The organism is Dysgonomonas sp. GY617, from assembly GCF_015233815.1.
GTDB lineage: Bacteria > Bacteroidota > Bacteroidia > Bacteroidales > Dysgonomonadaceae > Dysgonomonas_A.
The window spans coordinates 1-22355 of sequence record NZ_JADCLR010000029.1; the positions used below are offsets into that span (position 1 = coordinate 1).

A 22355-nucleotide genomic window follows, 5' to 3' on the forward strand; every position below is an offset into this window, starting at 1 on the left:
GGGGATCCACCTCTTCCCATTCCGAACAGAGAAGTTAAGCCCAACCACGTCGATGGTACTGCCGTTAGGTGGGAGAGTAGATAGCCGCCCTCTTTTTAAAAGACTCTGATTAGTGCAAACTAGTCAGAGTCTTTTTTTTTGTTTTTAAACATATCAAATACGAATAGAAAGATAGCATTAGCAAAAGAAGAAATCAGTAAGGTTCCCGAATTGGGCAAAAGTAAATATAATGTAGGATTGTATTGAGATTAGTTTAAGGATCTGACAATAACCAAACACAATACAGCCATTAGATTAACGAATGAACCATCAAGACATAAAGAGTACGAGATATTATAGATTATGAAATATAATGCAATCACTACAATTAAGAAGAGAGTAGTTATCATATTCTTTGCAAACTTTATATTGTATAAGGAATAAACGAAAGTGTATAATGTAATTTTATTAATGTTGTAGACTAGAAATATAAAAGGAGGTGTAATTGATACACCTCCTTTTAATTATTATATAAAGTTATTACTTTGCTTTACTATAGAAAAGGTCACTGCTTTCAGAGAAAAAACTAGACATATTTGAAGGGTGAATTCTGTTAGTTTTTATTAAGCTGGAAAATGAGAACTCTTGTTCCATGAAAAAAGGCTTCTGAGGGTCTTTATATAGTGTCAAATAGCTTCTAAAACGTAAAGGAGCATCTCCACTCGTGAAACTAGCTGCTTTAACAGGTACTATATTCCCATTTTTATCCACATTAGTTCTCTTATTGTATATGTTATTATCTACTTTGTTAAAATTGAGGCTTGCTAAGTTTATTGTTTTATACTGAATCTTAGAATTTGGAGGGATGAAACTAATGCTTTCGGGTTCTTTAGTTATAGCCCCGTTGAACGATGCAGAAGATTGGCTAGAAGTATTACTATAGAATGAGTTTCCGATTGTAGTTACGTTTGCCGAACCAGATAATACCATAGTTTTTCCTATATAACTAGTTGCCATATCATCAATAATAATAGACGATCGTTTCCAATCAATATATAAAGGTTCTTTTCCTTTATTGTACACAGTAATCAAAATAGGTCCATCACTTCCATCAAAAGAGTAATAAATATCCAGACTATCGTTTTGTGTTATGAGGCGTCCTTGCTCATCTTTTACTGTCTCTTTATTTACTGAATCTATTGTAGAAAAGAAATAAGTTGGTGCACAAGATGAAAAAAGGAGCATTATTCCTAGTAGGTATGTAATACGTTTTATAAAGATATTTTTTTAGGTTAATTTGTTTATTCTTATAAGACAAATATAATTGAAATTTGCTGTATGCCTTTGTTATTTTATTTTCTAGTTTATGTGATTGAATGATTTTCTCAAATTATTAGTGAATTATTGAATATATTGGCTTGTCATGCGTCAATTAGAGTTTATATTTTCTATTTTTATAGGTGTAAAATTCGCGAAGCTAATTAATCTGAATATTTTCTTGATACTAATTTACAAATGGAACAACTATTGCACTATGTATGGAAACATCGACTTTTTCAAACGGATTTAAAAACGACAGATGGTATTCCTATTGAAATATTAGATGTAGGTTTACATAATACGGATGAAGGTCCCGATTTTTTTAATGCAAAAGTAAAAGTTGGAGAGAGAGTTTGGAGTGGTAATATCGAAATACACAGATCTTCGGATGAATGGTTTAAGCATCAGCATGATCAAAATAAAGTATATAATTCGGTGATATTGCATGTTGTAGAGTTTGCTACCAAAGAAGTATATAATGAAGCGAAGCTTCCTATACCTCAGTGTGAGATACAATACCCTAAACATGTAAGAGATAATATTGAGTTTCTATTAAATTCGGATGTTTCACTTCCTTGTTGTAATTATTTAAAGGAGTTTCCTTCAATACACTTGCAAGGTTGGTTAAATGCTTTGCTTATGGAGCGTTTGGAGCGAAAATCAAGCGATATACAGCAATTATTAGAGAGATTCAATAACTCATGGGCAGATGTTTTTTATGTCTTGTTAGCAAGGTCTATGGGGTTTGGGCTTAATTCTGAAGCTTTTCAGCGATTAGCTTTAAGCCTGCCTCTACATTATATTTTGAAGCAGGGTGATAATCCATTACAAATAGAAGCTTTACTTTTAGGGCAAGCAGGAATGTTGGATGATATAACTGTCCCTGATGTATACACCGAAAAGCTTCAAAATGAATATAATTTCTTAAAGAATAAATATTCACTTACGCCTTTGGATAAAGAGATATTCAGAAAGTTACGAGTGCGTCCAACAAGTACTCCACATATTAGACTAGCACAATTAGCTAGTTTATTATTAAATATACAGGGACTATTCTCAAAAGTATTAGAGTGTAAAGATTTGGGACAAATACGTTTGCTTCTTCATGTAAATGCATCAGAATATTGGCAGACTCACTATCAATTGGGAGAAGAATCGCCGCGTAAGAGTAAGTTTATAGGTGACGCTTCACTCGATGTGATGATTATTAATGCAATTGTTCCTATTGTTTTTGCATATGGGAGAAGAATTAATGACGAATCGTATGTCGATAGAGCTTTAAATTTCTTAGATTTGATAAAACCTGAATCCAATTCAATTATCAAGCAATTTGCTTTGTATGGAGTAAGATCTAGAAATGCTTATGATACTCAAGCATTGATACAATTGAAAAGAGAGTATTGCGAAAAAAGAAAATGTTTATATTGCAGAATAGGATATCGACTTTTATCGGAGAAATAGATATATAAGGATTGTTATTTGATTGTTTTGAGTTAGATTAACGAATGTAATAATTATTTTTTTTACTGTACTTAATAGAAAGAAAATGGAATATTGTGATTTGTTTAAGCATTTGAAAAATATCGAATGCTACGATGCTAATGAGATTGATCTCGATGAGAATACGGTGTTGAGAAATTACAATTTTGAATCTAAATACCGTTTTATCTTGCCCGGAGGATCGGGTAATAATGATGACTACGAATATATCCCTTCGGGGTCGGAGCATGAATATGAGCCGGATATTATTCAAGAGATGTTGAATAAAAAGGATGCAGAAATCTTGGAGAATATCAAATTTCGTTATCATGTAATAGCTCCAAAGAATACACCTAAAGTGAAGGGGATATTATTTATGTTTCATGGGTTTAATGAGAAACATTGGGCTAAATACCTTCCTTGGGCAAAATATATTGTAGAAAAGACAGGTAAGGCTGTAGTTTTATTCCCCATTGCATTTCATATGAACAGGGCTCCGGCAGCATGGAGCGATATGCGTGAAATGTACTCGATAAGCGAGCAGCGAAAGCAACGCCATCCGGATGTAATAGGCTCTAGCTTGTCTAATGTTGCAATTAGTACCCGATTGCATAATAAGCCACAACGGTTTATATGGTCTGGTTTACAAACATATTATGACGTAATTGATTTAATTGAAGATATCAAAGCTGATAATCATCCAGATATAGATCCGAATGCCTCTATTGATGTATTCTCTTATTCAATTGGTAGTTTTTTATCTGAGATATTGATGATGACTAATAAGAACGATTACTTCTCTAAATCGAAATTTATATCATTTTGTGGAGGAGCTGTCTTTAACAGGTTATCTCCCGTATCTAAATTCATCTTAGATAGTGAAGCTAATGTAAGCCTTTATTCGTACGTTGTAGAGCACTTAGAAAGCCATATGAAGCGAGACGAAGTTCTAAGACATTATTTGGGAGGGATTCACCCGGAAGGTGTCAATTTTAGAAGTATGCTCAATTATAAAACACTTACTAAGTATAGAGAGGATAAATTTAGAGAAATGAGTGATCGTATATATGCAATTACTTTAAGGGAAGATACTGTAGTTCCTGCATATGAAGTCATAAATACATTGCAAGGGGTTAATCGCGATATCCCCATTAAAGTAGATATATTAGACTTTCCTTATAGATACAAGCATGAAGATCCTTTTCCTGCATTAGAAGGAATAAAGAAAGATGTAACAGAGCAATTTAAGCGTACGTTTGATCTAGTATGCGACTTCTTGAAGTAGCTCATATATAATAAAGAAAAGCCGACTAAATCATATTTTAGTTGGCTTTTCTTTATTTTACACAAGATCTTATTTCAATAAAGAATTTTTGAATCCTTCATATTCTTTGTTTAAAGCAATACTTTTCTTTTCCCCTTTCATAAAGGCTTGTAAGGGAGATGGAACTTCTATCTTTTTATCAAGAATAGATTCTACTGTCTCTAAAAATTTAGCAGGATGGGCTGTTTCTAAGAATATACCAACCTCGTCTTTTTCCAAATAATCAGCCAAACCCTGATATGCACATGCACCATGTGGATCGAGTAAATAACCCGTTTTTTGATAAGTTTCTTTTACAACATCCTTAATTGTATTGTCGTCATACCATTCTCCTGAGATATCTTTCTTAATTTCAGATAGAGAATGATTGTATAAATCTAATATACGTGCAAAGTTGCTCGGGTCTCCTACATCCATTGCATTGGCAATGGTTTGTACCGATGGGCGAGGATTATACTTGCCAGTCTGCAAATATTCGTAAAATATATCGTTGCTGTTATTGGCTGCAATAAAGCGTTTGATGGGTAATCCCATTTGTTTAGCAATAAGTCCCGCAGTAAGATTACCGAAATTTCCACTTGGTACGCTTACTACTACATTTTCAGCCTTATTTATTTTCTTCAATTGTGCATAAGCATGGAAATAATAAAATGCCTGAGGCAGAAAACGGGCAACGTTTATAGAATTAGCAGAAGTAAGGTTTAGCTTTTTATTTAAATCTTCATCCATGAAAGCAGTTTTCACTAATGCCTGACAATCGTCAAATGTTCCATCAATCTCTAATGCTGTAATGTTTTGACCGAGAGTAGTAAACTGACATTCTTGAATGTTACTGACTTTTCCTTTAGGATATAAAACATAGACATGAATGCCATCTACACCTAAAAAACCATTAGCTACGGCACTTCCTGTATCACCCGAAGTTGCAGCCAATACTTTAACATCGCTTTGTCCTTGCTTCTTGATGAAGTAGGCTAGCAAACGAGCCATAAAACGTGCTCCCACATCTTTAAACGCCAATGTAGGACCGTGATATAGTTCTAAGCTATAGATGTTATCATTTACGTGAACCAAAGGCGTATCGAAGTTAAGCGTATCATATACAATTTGTTTTAGAGTATTGGCTTCTATGTCCTCACCAAAGAAAGCATCGGCAACAACATAAGCTATTTCTTGAAAACTAAGTGTATCTATCTTGTCAAAAAAAGACTGAGGTAATTGTTTTATATTTTCGGGCATAAACAAGCCTTTGTCTGAAGCCAAACCTTTTACCACAGCTTCCTGCAATGTTGCTTCCTGTGCTTGTTTATTTGTACTGTAATATTTCATGTTTAAAAAAGTAAGTTTTCTAAGTAATAAAGTATTTAAAAAAAATAGAATCAATGACCTTATTTATTGAACAAAGTATCCATGAATTCGTGACCTACTAAAATGCCGAAGTCGCCTTTGGCAGACTCAAACTCGTCATATACTTGTACATTATCTGTCTCTCCGTTCGATCTGTATATAAGGAAAGGTACAGGCTTATTGGTATGAGTACGTAAATGGCATGGGGTAGGGTGATCAGGGAGAATAGCTATTGTAATAGGCTCATCCCAATCTTTTGTAGCCTCGTAAATAGTTTTTACTACACGAGAATCAAGGTATTCTATAGTCTTTTTCTTTAGCTCATAATCTCCTTCATGACCGGCTTCGTCACTAGCTTCGATATGAAGATATACAAAATCATCATTTTTGAGTGCATCAATAGCAGCTTGTGCTTTGCCTTCGTAATTGGTATCATATAATCCGGTTGCACCTTCTACATGTATAAGCTTTAATCCTGCATATTTACCGATTCCCATAATAAGATCAACTGCCGATATTACTGAGCCGCTTTTTATGCCGTAAAGCTCTTGCAACGTCTGCATTTTGGGTCTGTATCCGGGTGACCAAGGCCAAATACTATTAGCTGGATCTTTACCTTCTGCAATACGTTTCTTATTTATAGGATGATCTTTCAATAACTCCTGTGATTTAATGATAAGATTATTGAGATATGTTGCTGTTTCCTGAGCATCAGGTGTTGTAGCTTTTATAAGTACGTCTTCGAAAGGTGTACCCAATACATCGTGTGGAGCTGTACAGTCTAAATTCTTGTTTCCACCCTTTATTTTCAATAGATGGCGATAAGATACTCCTGGATAAAAACTGGCAATATCATCACCCAATTCTTTCTCCAAAAAATGGATGAGTTCGGCTGCCTCTTCCGTTGAAATATGTCCGGCAGAGTGGTTTTTAATTTTGCCATCTTCAATGCAGATAACATTACATCTCATAGCCATTTCTCCGGGTTCAATATCAACATCCATGCTGGCTGCTTCCAATGAGCCACGTCCTTCAAAAACGAGAGGGACATTGTAACCCAAAACCGATAAGTTTGCAATTTCACTACCGGGTTTAAATCCCGCAGGTATTGTATCTAATAGTCCGCTTTTACCTTTTGCTGCAAGTAAATCGATGTACGGTTTATGTGCTGCTTGTAGTGGTGTTTTATTACCCAAAGCTTCGATAGGCTCATCGGCCATTCCGTCTCCTAAAATTATAATTGTCTTCATACCTTAACTAAATTGCAATTCCCCTGTTAGAGAATCCTTAAATGTTGGTCTCTGTTTTTACTAAAACACTAAATTATACAAAATATTTAAAAAGAGATTGTTTTTATGTTTTATTGTCACTCTTTTTCTATTAAAAGCTGTCAATAAGAAAATGTGATGTTTTCTTTGGAAGTGTGATACAAGAAAAATATTTTCAGTCGAAAGAATTAAATCTTATCTTTGGTTTCAAAATAAATATATAGAATATGGCTCTAACTATCGGCGATAAAATACCTGAGGTTTTAGGTACGGATCAGGCAGGAAATGAAGTGAAAACAAGTGACTTTAAAGGTCGTAAATTTATCTTGTATTTCTATCCCAAAGACAATACCCCCGGATGTACAGCCGAAGCTTGCAATTTTAGAGATAACTTCTATGAATTGCGTCAGGCAGGCTACGAAATTGTAGGGGTGAGTGTGGATGATGAGAAATCACATACTAAATTTATAGAGAAATATGAGCTTCCCTTCCGTTTGGTGTCGGACAAAGACAAAGTATTAGTCGAAGCGTTTGGAATATGGGCCGAAAAAACGTTAGCCGGTAAAAAATATATGGGTACCTTGCGTTCTACATTCTTGATAGATGAAAATGGCGTAATAGAACATTCTTTTAGTCCTAAAGACATCAAAGCTAAGGAACATGCGGAACAAATATTGGATTGGTTGACAGAGCTAAAAAACAAAAACAAAAAATAATAATGGCTGAAGAAAAAGAAAAAGCAAAAAAAGATGCTGTAGCTCCTAATAGCGAAAAGCTAAAAGCTTTACAAGCAGCGATGGATAAGATTGAGAAGAGCTATGGCAAAGGCTCAATCATGAAATTGGGTGACGAGAAAATAGATGATATAGCTGTTATACCAACCGGTTCTATCGGTTTGAATGCAGCGTTGGGTGTAGGAGGTTTTCCTCGTGGACGTGTTATCGAAATATATGGACCAGAATCATCAGGTAAAACAACATTGGCAATTCATGCTATTGCAGAAGCTCAAAAAGCGGGTGGTATAGCTGCATTTGTGGATGCTGAACATGCTTTTGACCGTTTTTATGCCGAAAAATTAGGCGTTGATATAGGCAATCTATTGATTTCTCAACCTGATAGTGGTGAGCAAGCTTTAGAAATTGCAGAGCAATTGATCAGATCATCAGCAATTGATATTGTAGTGATTGATTCGGTTGCGGCTCTTACTCCAAAAGCAGAACTTGAAGGAGATATGGGTGACTCAAAAATGGGTCTTCAGGCTCGTTTAATGTCGCAAGCTCTTCGTAAGCTAACTGCTGCAATCAATAAAACAAATACAACTTGTATATTTATCAATCAGTTGCGTGATAAGATTGGCGTAATGTTTGGTAACCCCGAAACTACGACAGGTGGTAATGCTTTGAAGTTTTACGCATCGGTTCGTCTTGATATTCGCCGTATAGGTCAATTGAAAGATGGCGAAGAAGTAAAAGGTAGCCAAACTCGTGTGAAGGTTGTGAAAAATAAAGTTGCACCCCCATTCCGTAAAGCTGAATTCGACATAATGTATGGTGAAGGAATTTCGCGTGCAGGAGAAATTGTTGATTTAGGCTCTGATTTGGGCATCATCAAAAAGAGTGGTTCGTGGTATAGTTATAATGAAACTAAACTAGGACAAGGTCGCGAAGCAGCTAAAGATATGATGAGAGACAATCCTGAATTGGCAGATGAACTAGAGCAATTGATTTTTGCTGCATTAAAAGCAAAATAAGATATTTATCTATTTATATAAGAAAGCCTCGGAGACAATTCTCCGAGGCTTTCTTTGTGAAACAAGTAATCTATTACAGATTTAGCACTTTCTTTAGTTCTTTGTAGCCTGCAAGGCTCATCTTTACTTGTAGATTGTTTTGAAGCTTTAAGACTTGGCTTTGCTTTTCATAGAGTTCTATCCGCTGTATATAATCTATATTTATAATGCTGGAACGATGTACCCTAACAAATTTATTCTTGGGTAGATGTATTCCAAAATACTTCATTGTTTGTTCTTTCAAGTATTTCCCTTTTGCTGTAAAAATCATTACATAATCTCCTTCAGCCTGAATAGATATAATCTCACCTATAAATATAAGATCAATCTTTTGCCCATTTTTTACAGCTATATGTTCTAATACTTCAGTTTCGCAATTATCTTCTGTTTCAGATATTTCTTCCAGAGGTTCAGTAGCTACTATTTTTTCAAGGGTTGCTTCTATAGGATTGTCTTCTTCCTCTTGATTTCGTCTAAAGATAGATCCATAAAATAATATTATCAATCCAGATACAAGCAGAGCAATGAAAATACGTACAGGTATTGTTGGAAAGAAGAGTTTAAGTATATCTTCCGAAAGTAGAATGTAAAGAATCAATAAGTTTATACCTACCCAACAAAGTACAAAGAGTATTGCTAATGCTCCAGAATTAATTATTTGCTGAACTTGTGATGATTTATAATTGGCATACTTCATAACTTCTCTTAGCAAGAAAGTCAGAGTAGCTAACAATAACCCTGATACAACCCCATCTAGAACTAAGTAAGAGGTGGGTAAAGGTATTAAGGGAGCCATTGCTATGACCATTATGATTAAAGTTGTGATGGCAATAATCAATGGGCCTATTATTAAATTAAAACGACTATTATTCATATTTAAAATGATAAGGTCTCGAGCCTATTGTTTAGTTTCTTATTTCGATACTCCCGAAAAGGCAAGAAGCTTTCATATTAAAAAAGATATTATCTTCATTAGTTGGTATGTCTATTATTACTCTTTTATCCTGAATATCACCAAACATGACACTCGATTTCATATTTATTTGCCATTCGCTAGGCACATAAATAATTACCGATCCAAACATCGAATTGACTTCCAATTTATTATTTTTATTTAAACCGCTTACTTTTCGAAGATCAAGTTTTATTTCTCCAAAGGCACAGTTAACTTCTCCTCCCTTAAAGTCCGACGAAAATACGATTTGCTCGCTGCCATTAAATAGTACTGACTTATCTATACAGTCATCTATTGTTTGGTTTGTATTTGAAAAAGCTTCGGTCGTAGCTGATTCAGATTTTTCTGAACACCATTTCTTTTGGCAGCAACCGCGATCATTCTTTTTGAAAAGGAATAAAAACCCTGCAATAATCAGTAGTATAGGCCAGCAATCTTGTGCTTTAATAAGTACACCATCAAATAAATCGGGGAAAGTTAAGGTAACAACCGGAAATATAAAAAAGACTCCAACGGAGGTAGTGATAATTCCACTCGTAAATTGGCGGTTAAATAAAAAGGTAACTCCTAAGGCTATCAAAAGCATTTGCCATGATATAAGTATGGGTTTGTATATTGCTGGCAAAAGCCCCAAGTTAAACGAAAGAAGAAGTATGCCCGCCAATACAAGCAGTATTGCAAAGCTTATTTTTGATCCGTTGCTATGATTGCGTTGATCTATTTTTAATTCATTTTTCATAATTGTAAATTTTATTTGTAACAAATGTAACTGTATATAATATGACAAGAAACAGAATATCGATGAAACGAGTATTTTTGTCGATAAAGTAACCTTTCTTTATCAGGAAGATAATAGATATTTATTATTAATCAGCACCTGATAATATATAACTCTTGATGTTAGCAAGATCGGAAAAGTCTAAACAGGCTTTTGTTTCTAGTTTTGTAACGAAACAATTAAACACATGCAACAAAGAACAACGACAAAGGAAGAGTATCAAAAGCAGGTAAATATTATTATCGAATACATCAATAATAATCTGAATGAAGATTTAGACCTGCTCACTTTAGCGGAGAAAACAATCTTCTCCTCATTTCATTTTCATAGGATTATGAAATCTTTTTTAGGAGAGTCTCTCGGAGCATTCATAATGAGGATAAGAGTCGAGACTGCAGCTCGATTGTTGCGCTATACCGATTTGCCTATTCAAGATATAGCCTATCAGGTTGGCTATGATGTTCCCTCTTCTTTATCTAAAGTCTTTAAGCTGTTTTATAATGTTTCGCCAACAGAATTTAGAAACAATAAAAATTACACTATTATGAGACCTTTGCTATTAAATAATGATCTTAACTTAAAAGCTCCCAAAATACGAGAAATAGAATCGAAAGAAGCTATTTATCTACAGATCTTTGGTAAATATTCGGATGTAGATTTCTGTGGATCGTGGAATAAATTGTGGCAATATGTGAAAGAAAATAAATTGTTCTCAGCAGGTATAGAACATCTGTGTGTTTACTATGATGACCCTAAAGTGACAGAAGCAGATAAGCTTCGTACAGATATTTGCTTGGTAATTCCTCAAAAAGCGAAGACTATACCTAATGTTGAAGATATTTGTGTTTTTAATGAAAATACTGATAAAGTAAAAGCTAAAGGGCAGATAGGAGTAAAAGAGATAAAAGGTGGTAAATATGCTGTGTTTTCTTATCAAGGATCTTATGAAAATCTAGGAAGTGTTTATGATACTATTTATGGGAAATGGCTTCCAGAGAGTGATTGCAAGTTAAGAAATACATCGGGGTTTGAAAAATATTTAAATAACCCAGAACGCACATCTCCCGATAAATTAAAAACGGAGATTTATATTCCTATCGAATAAGAGGTAAATGAAAAGGGATAACCATTGTGGTTATCCCTTTTCATTTTTATAATAAGATATGTTTTCATCTTTTATTTTACATCAAACCAAAGTCTTGTTGTTAGCAAATCTTCCCCTTGGTTTGCAATAGCAACTTTGTAGCTTTTACCATTCAGAGACTGTTCGCTACCAGGGTAGAAGAAGCGTAAAGGCATTTTACCTTCCAATACTGTGGCTGTTCCTGCTTTTAGCTCAGGATAATCTAAACGTCTCCATTCAGCAAAAGCATCTAACCCTTGACCATAAAATGCAATCCATTTTTGCTCTCCAATCGATTTTTTGTAGTTTGCAGGATTATATTGTACAGATGGTTGATTCAGATAGTCGCTAATAGTTTTGGTATCTGTAATTCCAAACTGATTTAAAGAAGCTGTAATTGCTTGTTTGTAATATGTTTCTGCATTACCTGTAATAAGACCTCTTGCTACCGCTTCTGAAAGAGCAAATTGCACTTCAGCATAACTAAATATAACAGCGGGAGATTGAGATGTCAAGAAATAAGTTCCAGGTTTAGATGTTTTTGCAAATCCTTGATTATTAGCATCACTATTAGACAAACCATTAGCAGCTCCTACATATTTTCCGACAGAAGGATCTGATGGTAATTGTGCATATACTGACAATCTAGGATCGGAAAGTTCCGATAATTTATCTACTATAGTTTTAGATATCCTATAATCATCTCTAGTTTCGAACCATGCTGCTGCAGGATTCTGTTGTGGAGAGCTTGTATAGATAAACTGGAATGTTTCGCTATTATTGCTTATCAAACCAGATGGATCGCTGGTAATACTTGCTAAAGTTTGTTTTGCCAAATCGGGTTCACGGTCGGAGATTCGCAAAGCAATACGTAAGCGTAGAGAATTTACAAACTTTTTCCATTTCGAGATATCACCTTTATACACTACATCTCCTGTGATACCATCTTTTGATGGATCCAACAATTGTTGAGCCTGAGTCAAATCTTCTAATAGACCAGTGTATACTTCTTTTTGAGTATTATATGCAGGGGTTACTATCTGCCCAGCTTCCTTGTATGGAATGTCTCCGTAAGTATCAGTCAGTAATAAAAATGTCCATGAACGTAATGCTAGAGCAACACCCTTAAAGTTAGAATTTGCCTGTGCGTCGGGAAATGCCAGAATTGTATTCAAGTCTGTAATTAAAGTAGCATAACCGGTATTCCACAGGGTGGTTATTTCAGTAGCTGTGTTTGATAATTCGTATCTATCAGGTTCTGTATATTGGATTTTTGCCCAATGTTGTATAAACAGTAAAGACGAGTTGAAACTACTATTTGATCCCCAATATAAATCTGCTCCATGTTTTAAACTACCTGTAAGGAGGAATGGAGCCAGAGGTGTCTCTGTTGCATTTGGATTTCTGTTTATGTCATCCAATTGGTCGTTGCAAGAACTAAGAGCAAATGCAACTAATATGAGTGATAATATATTTTTAAACATAAGTTCTGTTTTTTCTAATTATACATTGTAATATTCAGATGTTCAATCTTAAAACTGTAAGTTCAGATTAAGACCAAAAGATCTTGTTGTAGGTAATGCTAAACTTTCTAACCCTTGTGCATTTCCTGTATTGAATGCTGTTTCGGGGTCGATATTTGGTGCATCTTTGTATATAAAGAATAAGTTACGACCAAATGCTGATATATTAGCACCTTGTAAACCTATACTCTTGGTAAAGTTCTTGGTGAAAGTATATGTCAGTTTTATTTCGCGGAACTTTATATAATCTGCTTTATATACATAAGCTTCGTTGATATTGTAAGAAGCTTTATAGTATTCTTGTGCACTGATTATAGTTGTATTTGGATTACCATTTTCAAGAACTCCTCCGAATATCATTCCATCGTCATATACATTTACTCCGCTTGGAGCTTGACCACCATTTACCGGAATTTTATTTCCTTTAGTATCATTGCCTGCGTAGTAGTATTGAATACCTCCATATTCTGCACCACGACCTGTAAGAGTTTGTTCTAAAACTCCGGTGTAATTACCTGTTCTGTTAGTTCCAGAGTAAATGCTTCCACCAATGCTGGCATCAATAAGGAATGAAAAGTCGATATTTTTGTATGTGAATGTATTAGAGATACCACCTAACCAATCAGGAGTATATTGTCCTAATACTTTCTTTTCAGGGTCGGCTTTAGGTAAACCGTTTGATGCCACTATAATATTACCACTGCCATCTCTCAAATAACCAGTACCATAAAGGATACCATATTTTTGACCTATGGATGCTAATACTTGTACACCTCCCGATGCTCCGATTTCGTAATTTTCAATTAAACCGTCTTGATCAAGAACTACAACTTTACTTTTGTTTTTAGAATAGTTTAAGCCAATATTCCATTTAAAGTCTTTTGTCTGAACAGGAATAACATCTAATTGTATTTCAACACCCTTGTTGTTAATTTTACCTGCATTAAGTAACTGAGAAGTATATCCGCTTGCTGCAGATGTTTTTATTTTAAGAATCTGGTCAAAACTATTTGTATTGTACACTGCAACATCAAGTCGAACTCTGTTCTTAAACAAACTTGTTTCTAATCCAAACTCAGTAGAACGAGTTGTTTCTGGTTTAAGATTAGGATTGTTTTTTTCTTTAGATGATGTTTGAATAGGATTTCCCTCAAAAGCAGGTTCGAAATTATAGATAGTAGCCAATTGATAAGGATCTGCATCTTTACCTACTTCAGACCATCCTCCACGTAATTTAAGGAAGTTCAATACATCACTTTTAATATTTAGAGCTTCAGTCAAAACAAAACTGGCATTTACCGAAGGATAGAAATATGATCTGTTATCACGAGGTAATGTTGATGACCAATCATTACGACCTGTAATATTCAAATATGCATATCCTTTATAACCCAGTTGAATAGAGCCGTATCCACTATATATTCTTCTCTTTCTAAATTCATTTGTAGATATTAACTGATCTCTTGAATTGGTAAGTGTGTATAGATCAGGAACAGCTAATCTTGGAGCTTTTTGATAATTATTCTCAAAAGTATTATTCATGATATTGAATCCACCAAGAGCATCCAATTTTAGATCTTTAGTCAGATCACGCGTATATGTCAATATACCTTCTGTATTGTTTTCGCTTACAGTATATGCATCTTCTGCGTACGATCCGTATGGAGTACCGTTAGTTCCATATTTAATTTGGTATTTGCGGCGATCGTTATAATAATCAGTTCCTGTACGGAATTTAAAATCTAAACCTTTAGCAAGATTAATGTCTGCATGTACATCCCCAATAATTCTGTTTCTTTTTTGTTCAACAGTATTATAGTATGCATTCCAATAAGGGTTGCTATAATAACTGTTGTTCCAGTTTTGCTCTCTGTTGTTTTTTAATTCGTTTATATCAACTTGTCGACCAAACCATAGGAATTGAAGCATTACGCCTGCAGCACGTCCTCCCGATGGACCTCCCGGTAAGTTAGGAACATCGCTTATAATGTAATTTGCAGTAGCTCCTACTTTGATTCTTTTAGTTACTTGATAATTTGTATTAATCGTGAAATTGGTTTTCTTAATCTGAGTGTTAGGTACTATCCCTTTTTGATTTTCGTGATTTACACCTAAGCGGAAATTATATTTATCATCAGATCCAGATACCGATACACCATTGTTAAATGTAACACCAGTATTAAAGAAGTCTCTTACGTTGTTTGGATGAGCTACAAAGGGAACAGCTACACCATTTGAGAAGAACTGTGGAATAAGTTGTCCGTTAAGTCTTGGACCCCAACTTTCGTCTACTCCATCATTTATACCTCCACCTTTACCATCAACATAGCTGAATAAGCCATTCGATCCTTGTCCGAATGAGTTTTGGAACTCAGGAAGACTTGCTACCGTAGAAACAATTACACCAGAATTGAACGATACACCAATTCCTTTTTGTCCTTTACCTGTTTTAGTAGTAATCAGAATAACACCCTGTGCTGCACGAGATCCGTATAATGCTGCTGCATTAGGACCTTTAAGTACACTCATCGATTCTATATCTTCAGGGTTAAGGTCGGCTATTGCATTTCTAAAGTCACGAGTAGCTCCACCAGAATTCAATTGCGAATTATCTACAGGTATACCGTCTACGATAAATAGAGGTTGATTGTTTCCGGCAATAGATGTTTCACCCCGGATAACGATACGCGACGATCCCATATCTCCTTGAGAGTTAGTGATACGTACACCTGCCAATTTACCAGCTAATGAATTAAGTAAGTTAGGCTCTTTATTGCCTTGTAATGCATCGCTTTTTAGCTCTTGCGTGGTGTAACCCAATGATTTCTTCTCTCTGTTAATACCTAAAGCAGTAACTACAACTTCATCCAGAAGATTGTTGTTTTCAGATAAAGTTACACTGATAGGTTCGTTGCTATCATAAACATCCACTTCTTGAGTTCTGTATCCAAGAAAATTGAAAACTAGAGTAACGGGAAGTTCTTCTGATACTTTTATTGAAAATTTGCCATCAAAATCGGTTGCAGTATTTACTTTAGCCGATGATTTTAATGTTATAGAAACTCCGGGTAGAGGTAGGCGGCTTCTGTCGTAAACCTCTCCGTGTATTGTTGTCTGAGCATAAATTACAGTTCCTCCAAGTAAAAATAGAGTCAGTAAGAGTGCTTTCGCTATGTTATATAGCGATTGAGATTGTGAGTACAGCATATGATTTAGTCTTTTTTTTATTCGTGAGTCAAGTAGTAAAATCGGTTTATTTCTCTAAGCTGGCATAGTTGATAATCTGTTGTTGGATGTTCCTTTTCTCTTTAGAGTCGATATTAAGAAATCCGTAAACATGATTCAATTTTTGACCATCTGTAACAATCCATTCAATAAAGCTTTGAACTTCTTTAGGTAGTTTTTCGTCAAAAGCCAAACTAACAGTTTCGATTGGAATAAGATTTATTTTTTCACCTTCTAATAAAGAAAGCGTTGCATCTATACCCGAATTCACTGCTTGCCATTGGTCTTTTTTCAAATCAATTGGAAGTATTGCAATGTTTTCTTTTAATTCGCGGGTTTTAGTATCATATATGTATGAAAGATAATTGAAAGCAACACCTGATTCATCTTTCTTCAATGCATTGATAAGGAAAATATCATCTCCTGCTATTTTTTTGCCTCTTAGCTGATCTCCGGTTTTACCAAAATATCCCGAAATTACTTCAGAGTTAGATGCTTCTAAGCTTCCTGAGTAGATTGTAACTTCGTTTTTAAAAGGATATTTGCCCGAATCATCAATATCTTTTTCGAAAAACAATTGTTTGAGCTTATTTCTGTCCAAACCTTTGTTGTTTATTTCTTCGAAAAGAGGATTTTGTTTATTTGCTACAGGCAGAATAGCATATCTTGCAACTTGCAATGATTGTTGTGCAGGATTCTTTATTTGATTCTCATTTGTAACTACACTTATATCTATTGCCTCGCTGTTTGTATTGCGATCAGCCACTTTAATAACTACATTAGGGTTAACTTTGCTATATTCGTTTATCCAAGCATTTAATATTGGGTGAGTAAAGTTAGCTCCCTTTATATATAGCGTGTTATCTGAATTCTGAGCTAGTATAGATGTACTTACTAATAGTAAAGTAGCAATAAATGTTAGTTTTATATATCTTGAAGTTTTCATATTGATTCTTTTTTTGTTTTTTGATAAAATAAAATGGTCGGTATAAAATGACCTTATAAATTGGAGGAAGTTGATTAGCAAGGCATGCACATTCGCATATGCGGACAACAATATATATCGGTAAGTAAAGCTTCCACAGCTTGATTAGCCGATGATAAACAAGATAGAGACGCGTCCTCTTGTGTTGAATAATTTTGATTTATTGATGTGAAAAATAATGATTTCATACCTTGTAAACTATTAATGATAAACCTTTAAAACTGAGTATTAAAATTCTTTCACAAAAGAAGCCAATATATGCTAATTGGAAAATACCATAGATGTGGTATATTTCTTTTGGCAACTAATAGTCACGGGGAGGTTATTGATATATTTACTTGTAGGTAGATTTCTTGTTTATAAATAAAAAAAGGGGGGATTGTTCGGTTAAAAAGAGGTGAATTCGGACAAAAATTGAAGTTTCCTTCTTTTTCGTGAAAATAGCGAGTGTTTTATTTGGATTTGTCCCGAAAAAGTGTTAAATTAAAGCAGAGTAGAATCAATATTTAAAAACTCTAGAATTCTAGTTTTTCTGTTGTCTTTTCTTTATTACATTATTAATAAGATTTTTAATCATTATTTTCTCTTTTTATTTAATGGTAGAGAATCCTTTTTTTTTATCTATGTAGAATTGGCTAAGTCTATTATAGAATGCTATATTTTATTTTGAAAAACCTCATATTTAACTCAATTTTTTCTATTGTGTGGGTGTCTTTCCTCTTGAAACTAGTAAATACGCTATTATCTTTCCATATAAGCAGTAAATGATTATTTTTGCTTACAAATAATTATCTAATGGAAAAATACGGACTTATAGGCTATCCTCTTAAACATTCTTTTTCTTCTAAATTTTTTGGAGAAAAGTTTGAGACAGAAAATATTAATGCAGAATATTCTAATTACGAAATATCTGATATAAATACTCTTCCTTCGATCATAACCTCAGATCCATATCTAAAGGGTTTGAATGTAACTATCCCCTATAAGGAGCAGGTAATTCAATTTCTAGATGAATTGGATGATACAGCTAAAGCTATAGGGGCTGTTAATGTTATTAAGGTAATAAGAAAAGAGAATAGTATAATCCTAAAAGGTTATAATTCAGATTTGATAGGATTTCAGAATTCGATAGAGCCGATGATCGACCCTCTGCTACATACCAAAGCTTTGATCTTAGGAACGGGTGGAGCATCGAAAGCTGTAAAGTATGGACTCAAACGCTTGGGGATAGAATCTAAATTTGTTTCACGTACGGCCCGTCGGGATTCTTTCACCTATGATGATCTTACTGAGGAAATATTATCCGAGTATAAAGTTATAGTGAATAGTTCTCCTGTGGGTACATTTCCAAATGTAGAAGAATGTCCTGCTATTCCGTATGAATATCTGACTGATTCTCATTTGCTTTATGATTTAGTGTATAATCCTCCAGTTACAAAATTTCTGGAATTAGGACAAAAGCAGGGAGCTAAAATAAAGAATGGTGGAGAAATGCTTCAATTACAAGCCATAGCAGCGTGGAAAATTTGGAATGACATCTAATATTCAGAAGTATGATTCGCAAATTATTGAAATACGTAAACCTACAAAGTGAAATTGAGAATTTTGATGAAATTCATCAAAGTATCGAGAAAGGTATCATATTTAAAGGTACTAATCTTTGGATTTTAGTGTTTGCTATTATTATAGCCTCCGTTGGTTTGAATACAAACTCAACAGCTGTAATTATAGGAGCTATGCTTATTTCTCCTTTGATGGGACCAATAACCGGAATGGGGTACAGTATTGCAATAAACGATCATGTACTTTTTAGGCGTTCTATAAAGAACTTCACATTTGCAGTAGGAGCGAGTTTAGTTGCATCTACACTTTATTTTATGATTAGCCCTGTATCAAATGCTCAATCTGAATTGTTAGCTCGAACAAGTCCTACAATCTATGATGTGTTGATTGCTTTATTTGGTGGTTTCGCAGGAATTATAGCCATAAGTAGTAAAAACAAGGGGAATGTTATTCCCGGAGTTGCTATTGCTACGGCTTTGATGCCTCCTCTTTGTACTGCCGGATATGGCTTGGCAACGGGACAGCTTAACTTTTTCTTTGGTGCTTTTTATCTCTTTACTATCAATACTGTGTGTATTGCCTTAGCATCTACGGTGGTAGCCCAGCTTCTGAAGTTTCCGATACGCAGCAATATTGAGGATATAAGAAAGAAACGAATTAACCAGATAATATCAGTAATATTGACTATTACAATTCTTCCGAGTATATACTTGGGGTATAAATTGGTTCAGGATGAAAAATTTACGATCAATGCTCAAAGATACACAGAGAGTGTGAGTATATATAAAGGAAATTATTTGCTAAAGAATGAAATTAAAGCAGACAAGAAGCAAATACATTTAATATATGGAGGAACCTCATTTACTGATGAGGATAAAAAAAATATTATTGATAGAGCTCTCGACTTTCAGATAGATACTGTCGGTGTTAAGGTAGAGCAGGGGCTTTCTTTTGAGCCTGACCAGAAGGATAAAAATCTTATACAAGAAAATAGCCTTAGACAGGAGATTAATCGATTAACTATATTGCTAAAAGAAAACGAATTAAAGACAGATAGTATAAAAAATAGGTTTTTATTAGGTAAGCAATTACTTCTGGAGATTGCTCCTTTATATCCGCAAATAGAATCATGCAATTATTCCGAAGGTTTTACTTATTCAAAAGATACAGCGGTGCAGCGGTTGAAAACAAATGTGGTTATATTTACCCTGAAAAAGAAGCAACCTCTTAATACGAAAGAAAAGGATAAGATAGAAGAATGGCTAAAAAAACGATTAAGTACTAATCTTATAATGATGTTCTTTCAAGAAAATAATTGAAGTTATCTTGAAAATATAAAAGGGAGAAGTTGCGCAACTTCTCCCTTTCTCTTTTTACCCATAAAACCTAAAACACTATTATTTTTCAGCTAGCAACTCATCTACTAGTTTGTTGAAATCTGCTTTAAATTCGTCATAGAATAATCCTGTTGCAGGTCCGTTAAAGCCTGTGTGGATTTTTCGAACAACACCTTTTTTATCTATAAATATAGTTGTCGGATAACTTTTTAATCCTCCATCTAGTGCAGCTAATACTTTTTCTGAGTCAGCTATCTTTCCTCCAAATAGAACATCGTAAGTAATACCGTATTTATTAACTAAATTAGATAGAACTTTTTGTACATATTCGGGGTCATCTTTACGTTCAAATGCAAGACCAACAATTTCTACACCTCTATCTTTATTTTCTTTATACCAAGGAGCTAAAAATTCAGCTTCGTCTAAACAATTAGGACACCAACTGCCTAATACGGAAATGATAACTACTTTGTCTTTGAATTTTGGATCAGTCAGCGAAACTTCATTACCTTTCAGATCTTTTAATTTCAAATCAATAGAGTTATATCCTTTTTTCAGTTGAGTAAGTCCGTAAGGATCTGCAAGGCGAGCATTTGCATTGCGAGTTCCTTTGATTTTTTGGCTACCTCTTGCAGTAATAAATTCACCTTCAAAATTATCTTTATCGATGAATTTACCTTGAATAAGATATGGGCTTAAGCCTGCAAAAGCAGAGAGTCTGAATCCGTTTTTGTCGGATACTCCTTCAAGGTAACGGAAGTCGCCCGAATTAGTTAAGATAGAACCTGTAAGAATACCATCTTTTTGGCTGAATATACCAACATTATTTTTTGTCTCTGTTTCGGTGATGAATTGAATATCCCATTTTCCATCTAAAGAATCAGCTGAAGTACCTTCTGTAGAGAAACGTGGATTATCACCATATACAGCTCTGAATTCTACCCCTTTGTCATTCTCGGAGAATAATCTACTGAATAATCCGGTAATAGTATCTCCTTTTATTTGTCCTCTAAGTTCAGTATCGTATGCTTTAATTGGGATAAATACGCTGTCTCCTCTGTATGTTATACCTTCTAGTGGAACACGTTCGGCTCCATTTATTAGGGTGACAACAGCTAAACTATCTGAATTGCCCTTTTCTACTTCAAACGAAAAAGGAATACTTCCGTCTTTTGCATTGAATTCGGCATGCCATTTCCCGTCTTTTAATTTTGTAGTCTCTTGTTTATCGTTCTTGCAAGAGGCTAGTCCTATTGCAGCAGATAATCCCAGTATTAAATATTTTTTCATTGTTATCTATTTTGTGTATTTTACATACATATAGTAATTCGTAAACCTCTAATTGGAAAGGCTGACCGAAATGCAAATATATGATTGAATTTTGTAAAATAAAATCCCATAAGTATGGTATTTGCCAAAAAAGCAGTTCTATATTATGTAGAACTGCTTTTATAGATATCTTGTAAAAGGTTTATAACCTTATTTCAATAGCGAAGCAGGGTTAAGGTTCTCACCTTCTATATCTTTGAAGTATCTGTAAGTTCCAACTTTAAGCTCTTCGGTTGCAGCTTCATCACATACAATGATTGCTTTCTCGTGAAGTTGTAATGCTGTAATAGTCCACATTTGGTTAATGCATCCTTCTACTGCCTGAGCCAATGCTCTTGCTTTGTTGTGACCATTTACCATGATTAATACTTCTTTTGCATCTAATATCGTTCCTACTCCTACTGTAACAGAAGTTTTAGGTACTTTATTAATGTCATTATCAAAGAATCTTGAATTAGCAATAATTGTATCCTTTGTCAATGTTTTTATACGGGTTCTCGAAGATAATGATGATCCGGGTTCGTTAAAAGCGATATGTCCATCGGGACCTATACCTCCTAAGAATAGATCAACACCACCTACTGCTTTCATCTTTGCTTCGTATGCTGCACATTCTGCGTTAAGATCTGCCGCATTACCATTCAGAATGTTTACGTTTTCTTTTTTGATATTCACATGGTTGAAAAAGTTATCCCACATAAATGTGTAATAGCTTTGTGGATGGTTTTGTGGTAAACCTACATATTCATCCATATTGAATGTGATTATGTTTTCGAACGAAACAATTCCTTTTTTATTTAATTCAATAAGGCTTTTATACATCCCAAGCGGAGACGATCCGGTAGGTAATCCTAATACAAAAGGTTTGTCTGCCGTTGGTTTTGCTGCATTAATTTTTGCTGCAACATAATTTGCCGCCCATTGCGATAGGTTGCTAAAATCTGACTGAATAATTAATCTCATGTTGTATAGTGTTTATGGTTTTCATATTACAAAGAAAGATAGACTTTATGCAAGCCTATCTTTCTTTC

17 protein-coding genes and 1 rRNA gene are annotated in these 22355 nt (G+C 34.4%); 8 read left to right on the forward strand and 10 right to left on the reverse strand.

Annotation, left to right across the window (positions count from 1 at the left end):
* Nucleotides 1–93 (forward strand): 5S ribosomal RNA (gene rrf / locus IR022_RS15705); the annotation flags it as partial.
* A 426-nt stretch (nucleotides 94–519) separates the two neighbouring features.
* Here rrf and IR022_RS15710 read toward each other — a convergent pair.
* Entirely contained in the window at nucleotides 520–1224 is a 705-nt protein-coding gene (locus tag IR022_RS15710; protein WP_194204445.1) for a hypothetical protein, read from the reverse strand.
* A gap of 270 nt (nucleotides 1225–1494) precedes the next feature.
* Between IR022_RS15710 and IR022_RS15715 the strand changes: the two genes are divergently transcribed.
* Together IR022_RS15715 and IR022_RS15720 are read left to right on the forward strand one after the other, a co-directional pair.
* A complete protein-coding gene (locus tag IR022_RS15715) occupies nucleotides 1495–2760 on the forward strand; it encodes a DUF2851 family protein (RefSeq protein WP_194204446.1) in 1266 nt (421 codons plus the stop codon).
* Nucleotides 2761–2845: 85 nt separating this feature from the next.
* Nucleotides 2846–4063: a DUF6051 family protein gene (locus IR022_RS15720; RefSeq protein ID WP_050709946.1), complete on the forward strand. Its 1218-nt coding sequence runs from the start codon at nucleotides 2846–2848 to the stop codon at nucleotides 4061–4063.
* A 69-nt stretch (nucleotides 4064–4132) separates the two neighbouring features.
* Here IR022_RS15720 and thrC read toward each other — a convergent pair whose 3' ends face one another.
* Both thrC and IR022_RS15730 read right to left on the reverse strand, forming a co-directional pair.
* Nucleotides 4133–5431, reverse strand: coding sequence for a threonine synthase (gene thrC / locus IR022_RS15725; RefSeq protein WP_194204447.1), 1299 nt, complete (start codon nucleotides 5429–5431; stop codon nucleotides 4133–4135).
* A 59-nt stretch (nucleotides 5432–5490) separates the two neighbouring features.
* Nucleotides 5491–6699 (reverse strand): cofactor-independent phosphoglycerate mutase, encoded by a 1209-nt coding sequence (locus tag IR022_RS15730; protein WP_194204448.1) that lies wholly within the window; start codon nucleotides 6697–6699, stop codon nucleotides 5491–5493.
* A 245-nt stretch (nucleotides 6700–6944) separates the two neighbouring features.
* On the opposite strand from IR022_RS15730, the gene bcp reads away from it, so the two are divergent.
* Both bcp and recA read left to right on the forward strand, forming a co-directional pair.
* Nucleotides 6945–7433, forward strand: coding sequence for a thioredoxin-dependent thiol peroxidase (gene bcp / locus IR022_RS15735; protein ID WP_194204449.1), 489 nt, complete (start codon nucleotides 6945–6947; stop codon nucleotides 7431–7433).
* Nucleotides 7434–7435: 2 nt separating this feature from the next.
* On the forward strand, nucleotides 7436–8467 hold the full coding sequence (gene recA, locus IR022_RS15740; RefSeq protein ID WP_050709943.1) for a recombinase RecA: 1032 nt from the start codon (nucleotides 7436–7438) through the stop codon (nucleotides 8465–8467).
* A gap of 73 nt (nucleotides 8468–8540) precedes the next feature.
* Here the strand turns inward: recA and IR022_RS15745 are convergent, their stop codons facing one another.
* A complete protein-coding gene (locus IR022_RS15745; protein ID WP_194204450.1) occupies nucleotides 8541–9302 on the reverse strand; it encodes a LytR/AlgR family response regulator transcription factor in 762 nt (253 codons plus the stop codon).
* 109 nt (nucleotides 9303–9411) lie between these two features.
* Entirely contained in the window at nucleotides 9412–10200 is a 789-nt protein-coding gene (locus tag IR022_RS15750; protein WP_194204451.1) for a LiaF transmembrane domain-containing protein, read from the reverse strand.
* Between the two features lie 226 nt (nucleotides 10201–10426).
* Between IR022_RS15750 and IR022_RS15755 the strand changes: the two genes are divergently transcribed.
* Nucleotides 10427–11344 (forward strand): GyrI-like domain-containing protein, encoded by a 918-nt coding sequence (locus IR022_RS15755; protein WP_194204452.1) that lies wholly within the window; start codon nucleotides 10427–10429, stop codon nucleotides 11342–11344.
* A gap of 71 nt (nucleotides 11345–11415) precedes the next feature.
* On the opposite strand, the gene IR022_RS15760 is transcribed toward IR022_RS15755, so the two are convergent.
* From IR022_RS15760 to IR022_RS15770, 3 genes are read right to left on the reverse strand one after another with little or no spacing between them, the layout of a single operon-like run.
* On the reverse strand, nucleotides 11416–12846 hold the full coding sequence (locus IR022_RS15760; RefSeq protein WP_194204453.1) for a SusD/RagB family nutrient-binding outer membrane lipoprotein: 1431 nt from the start codon (nucleotides 12844–12846) through the stop codon (nucleotides 11416–11418).
* A 48-nt stretch (nucleotides 12847–12894) separates the two neighbouring features.
* On the reverse strand, nucleotides 12895–16092 hold the full coding sequence (locus IR022_RS15765; RefSeq protein WP_082204044.1) for a SusC/RagA family TonB-linked outer membrane protein: 3198 nt from the start codon (nucleotides 16090–16092) through the stop codon (nucleotides 12895–12897).
* A gap of 46 nt (nucleotides 16093–16138) precedes the next feature.
* A complete protein-coding gene (locus IR022_RS15770) occupies nucleotides 16139–17056 on the reverse strand; it encodes a hypothetical protein (protein ID WP_194204454.1) in 918 nt (305 codons plus the stop codon).
* An 834-nt stretch (nucleotides 17057–17890) separates the two neighbouring features.
* Between IR022_RS15770 and IR022_RS15775 the strand changes: the two genes are divergently transcribed.
* The gene (locus tag IR022_RS15775; protein ID WP_194204455.1) at nucleotides 17891–18637 is read left to right on the forward strand and encodes a shikimate dehydrogenase family protein; all 747 of its coding nucleotides are present in this window, start codon (nucleotides 17891–17893) and stop codon (nucleotides 18635–18637) included.
* Nucleotides 18638–18648: 11 nt separating this feature from the next.
* On the forward strand, nucleotides 18649–19977 hold the full coding sequence (locus tag IR022_RS15780; protein WP_194204456.1) for a TIGR00341 family protein: 1329 nt from the start codon (nucleotides 18649–18651) through the stop codon (nucleotides 19975–19977).
* Between the two features lie 78 nt (nucleotides 19978–20055).
* Here IR022_RS15780 and IR022_RS15785 read toward each other — a convergent pair whose 3' ends face one another.
* Nucleotides 20056–21285, reverse strand: coding sequence for a peroxiredoxin family protein (locus IR022_RS15785; protein ID WP_194204457.1), 1230 nt, complete (start codon nucleotides 21283–21285; stop codon nucleotides 20056–20058).
* Between the two features lie 189 nt (nucleotides 21286–21474).
* A complete protein-coding gene (nagB, locus tag IR022_RS15790) occupies nucleotides 21475–22287 on the reverse strand; it encodes a glucosamine-6-phosphate deaminase (RefSeq protein WP_050708530.1) in 813 nt (270 codons plus the stop codon).
* Between the last annotated feature and the right edge of the window lie 68 nt (nucleotides 22288–22355).

What these genes read in the sequence shown, in the direction of transcription:
- IR022_RS15755 (WP_194204452.1), top strand. Translation starts at nt 10,427, where the DNA reads ATGCAACAAAGAACAACGACAAAGGAAGAGTATCAAAAGCAGGTAAAT.
- IR022_RS15780 (WP_194204456.1), top strand. Translation starts at nt 18,649, where the DNA reads ATGATTCGCAAATTATTGAAATACGTAAACCTACAAAGTGAAATTGAG.
- IR022_RS15760 (WP_194204453.1), bottom strand. Translation starts at nt 12,846, where the DNA reads ATGTTTAAAAATATATTATCACTCATATTAGTTGCATTTGCTCTTAGT.
- recA (WP_050709943.1), top strand. Translation starts at nt 7,436, where the DNA reads ATGGCTGAAGAAAAAGAAAAAGCAAAAAAAGATGCTGTAGCTCCTAAT.
- IR022_RS15785 (WP_194204457.1), bottom strand. Translation starts at nt 21,285, where the DNA reads ATGAAAAAATATTTAATACTGGGATTATCTGCTGCAATAGGACTAGCC.
- IR022_RS15720 (WP_050709946.1), top strand. Translation starts at nt 2,846, where the DNA reads ATGGAATATTGTGATTTGTTTAAGCATTTGAAAAATATCGAATGCTAC.
- IR022_RS15765 (WP_082204044.1), bottom strand. Translation starts at nt 16,092, where the DNA reads ATGCTGTACTCACAATCTCAATCGCTATATAACATAGCGAAAGCACTC.
- thrC (WP_194204447.1), bottom strand. Translation starts at nt 5,431, where the DNA reads ATGAAATATTACAGTACAAATAAACAAGCACAGGAAGCAACATTGCAG.
- nagB (WP_050708530.1), bottom strand. Translation starts at nt 22,287, where the DNA reads ATGAGATTAATTATTCAGTCAGATTTTAGCAACCTATCGCAATGGGCG.
- IR022_RS15745 (WP_194204450.1), bottom strand. Translation starts at nt 9,302, where the DNA reads ATGGCTCCCTTAATACCTTTACCCACCTCTTACTTAGTTCTAGATGGG.
- bcp (WP_194204449.1), top strand. Translation starts at nt 6,945, where the DNA reads ATGGCTCTAACTATCGGCGATAAAATACCTGAGGTTTTAGGTACGGAT.
- IR022_RS15750 (WP_194204451.1), bottom strand. Translation starts at nt 10,200, where the DNA reads ATGAAAAATGAATTAAAAATAGATCAACGCAATCATAGCAACGGATCA.
- IR022_RS15770 (WP_194204454.1), bottom strand. Translation starts at nt 17,056, where the DNA reads ATGAAAACTTCAAGATATATAAAACTAACATTTATTGCTACTTTACTA.
- IR022_RS15775 (WP_194204455.1), top strand. Translation starts at nt 17,891, where the DNA reads ATGGAAAAATACGGACTTATAGGCTATCCTCTTAAACATTCTTTTTCT.
- IR022_RS15715 (WP_194204446.1), top strand. Translation starts at nt 1,495, where the DNA reads ATGGAACAACTATTGCACTATGTATGGAAACATCGACTTTTTCAAACG.
- IR022_RS15730 (WP_194204448.1), bottom strand. Translation starts at nt 6,699, where the DNA reads ATGAAGACAATTATAATTTTAGGAGACGGAATGGCCGATGAGCCTATC.
- IR022_RS15710 (WP_194204445.1), bottom strand. Translation starts at nt 1,224, where the DNA reads ATGCTCCTTTTTTCATCTTGTGCACCAACTTATTTCTTTTCTACAATA.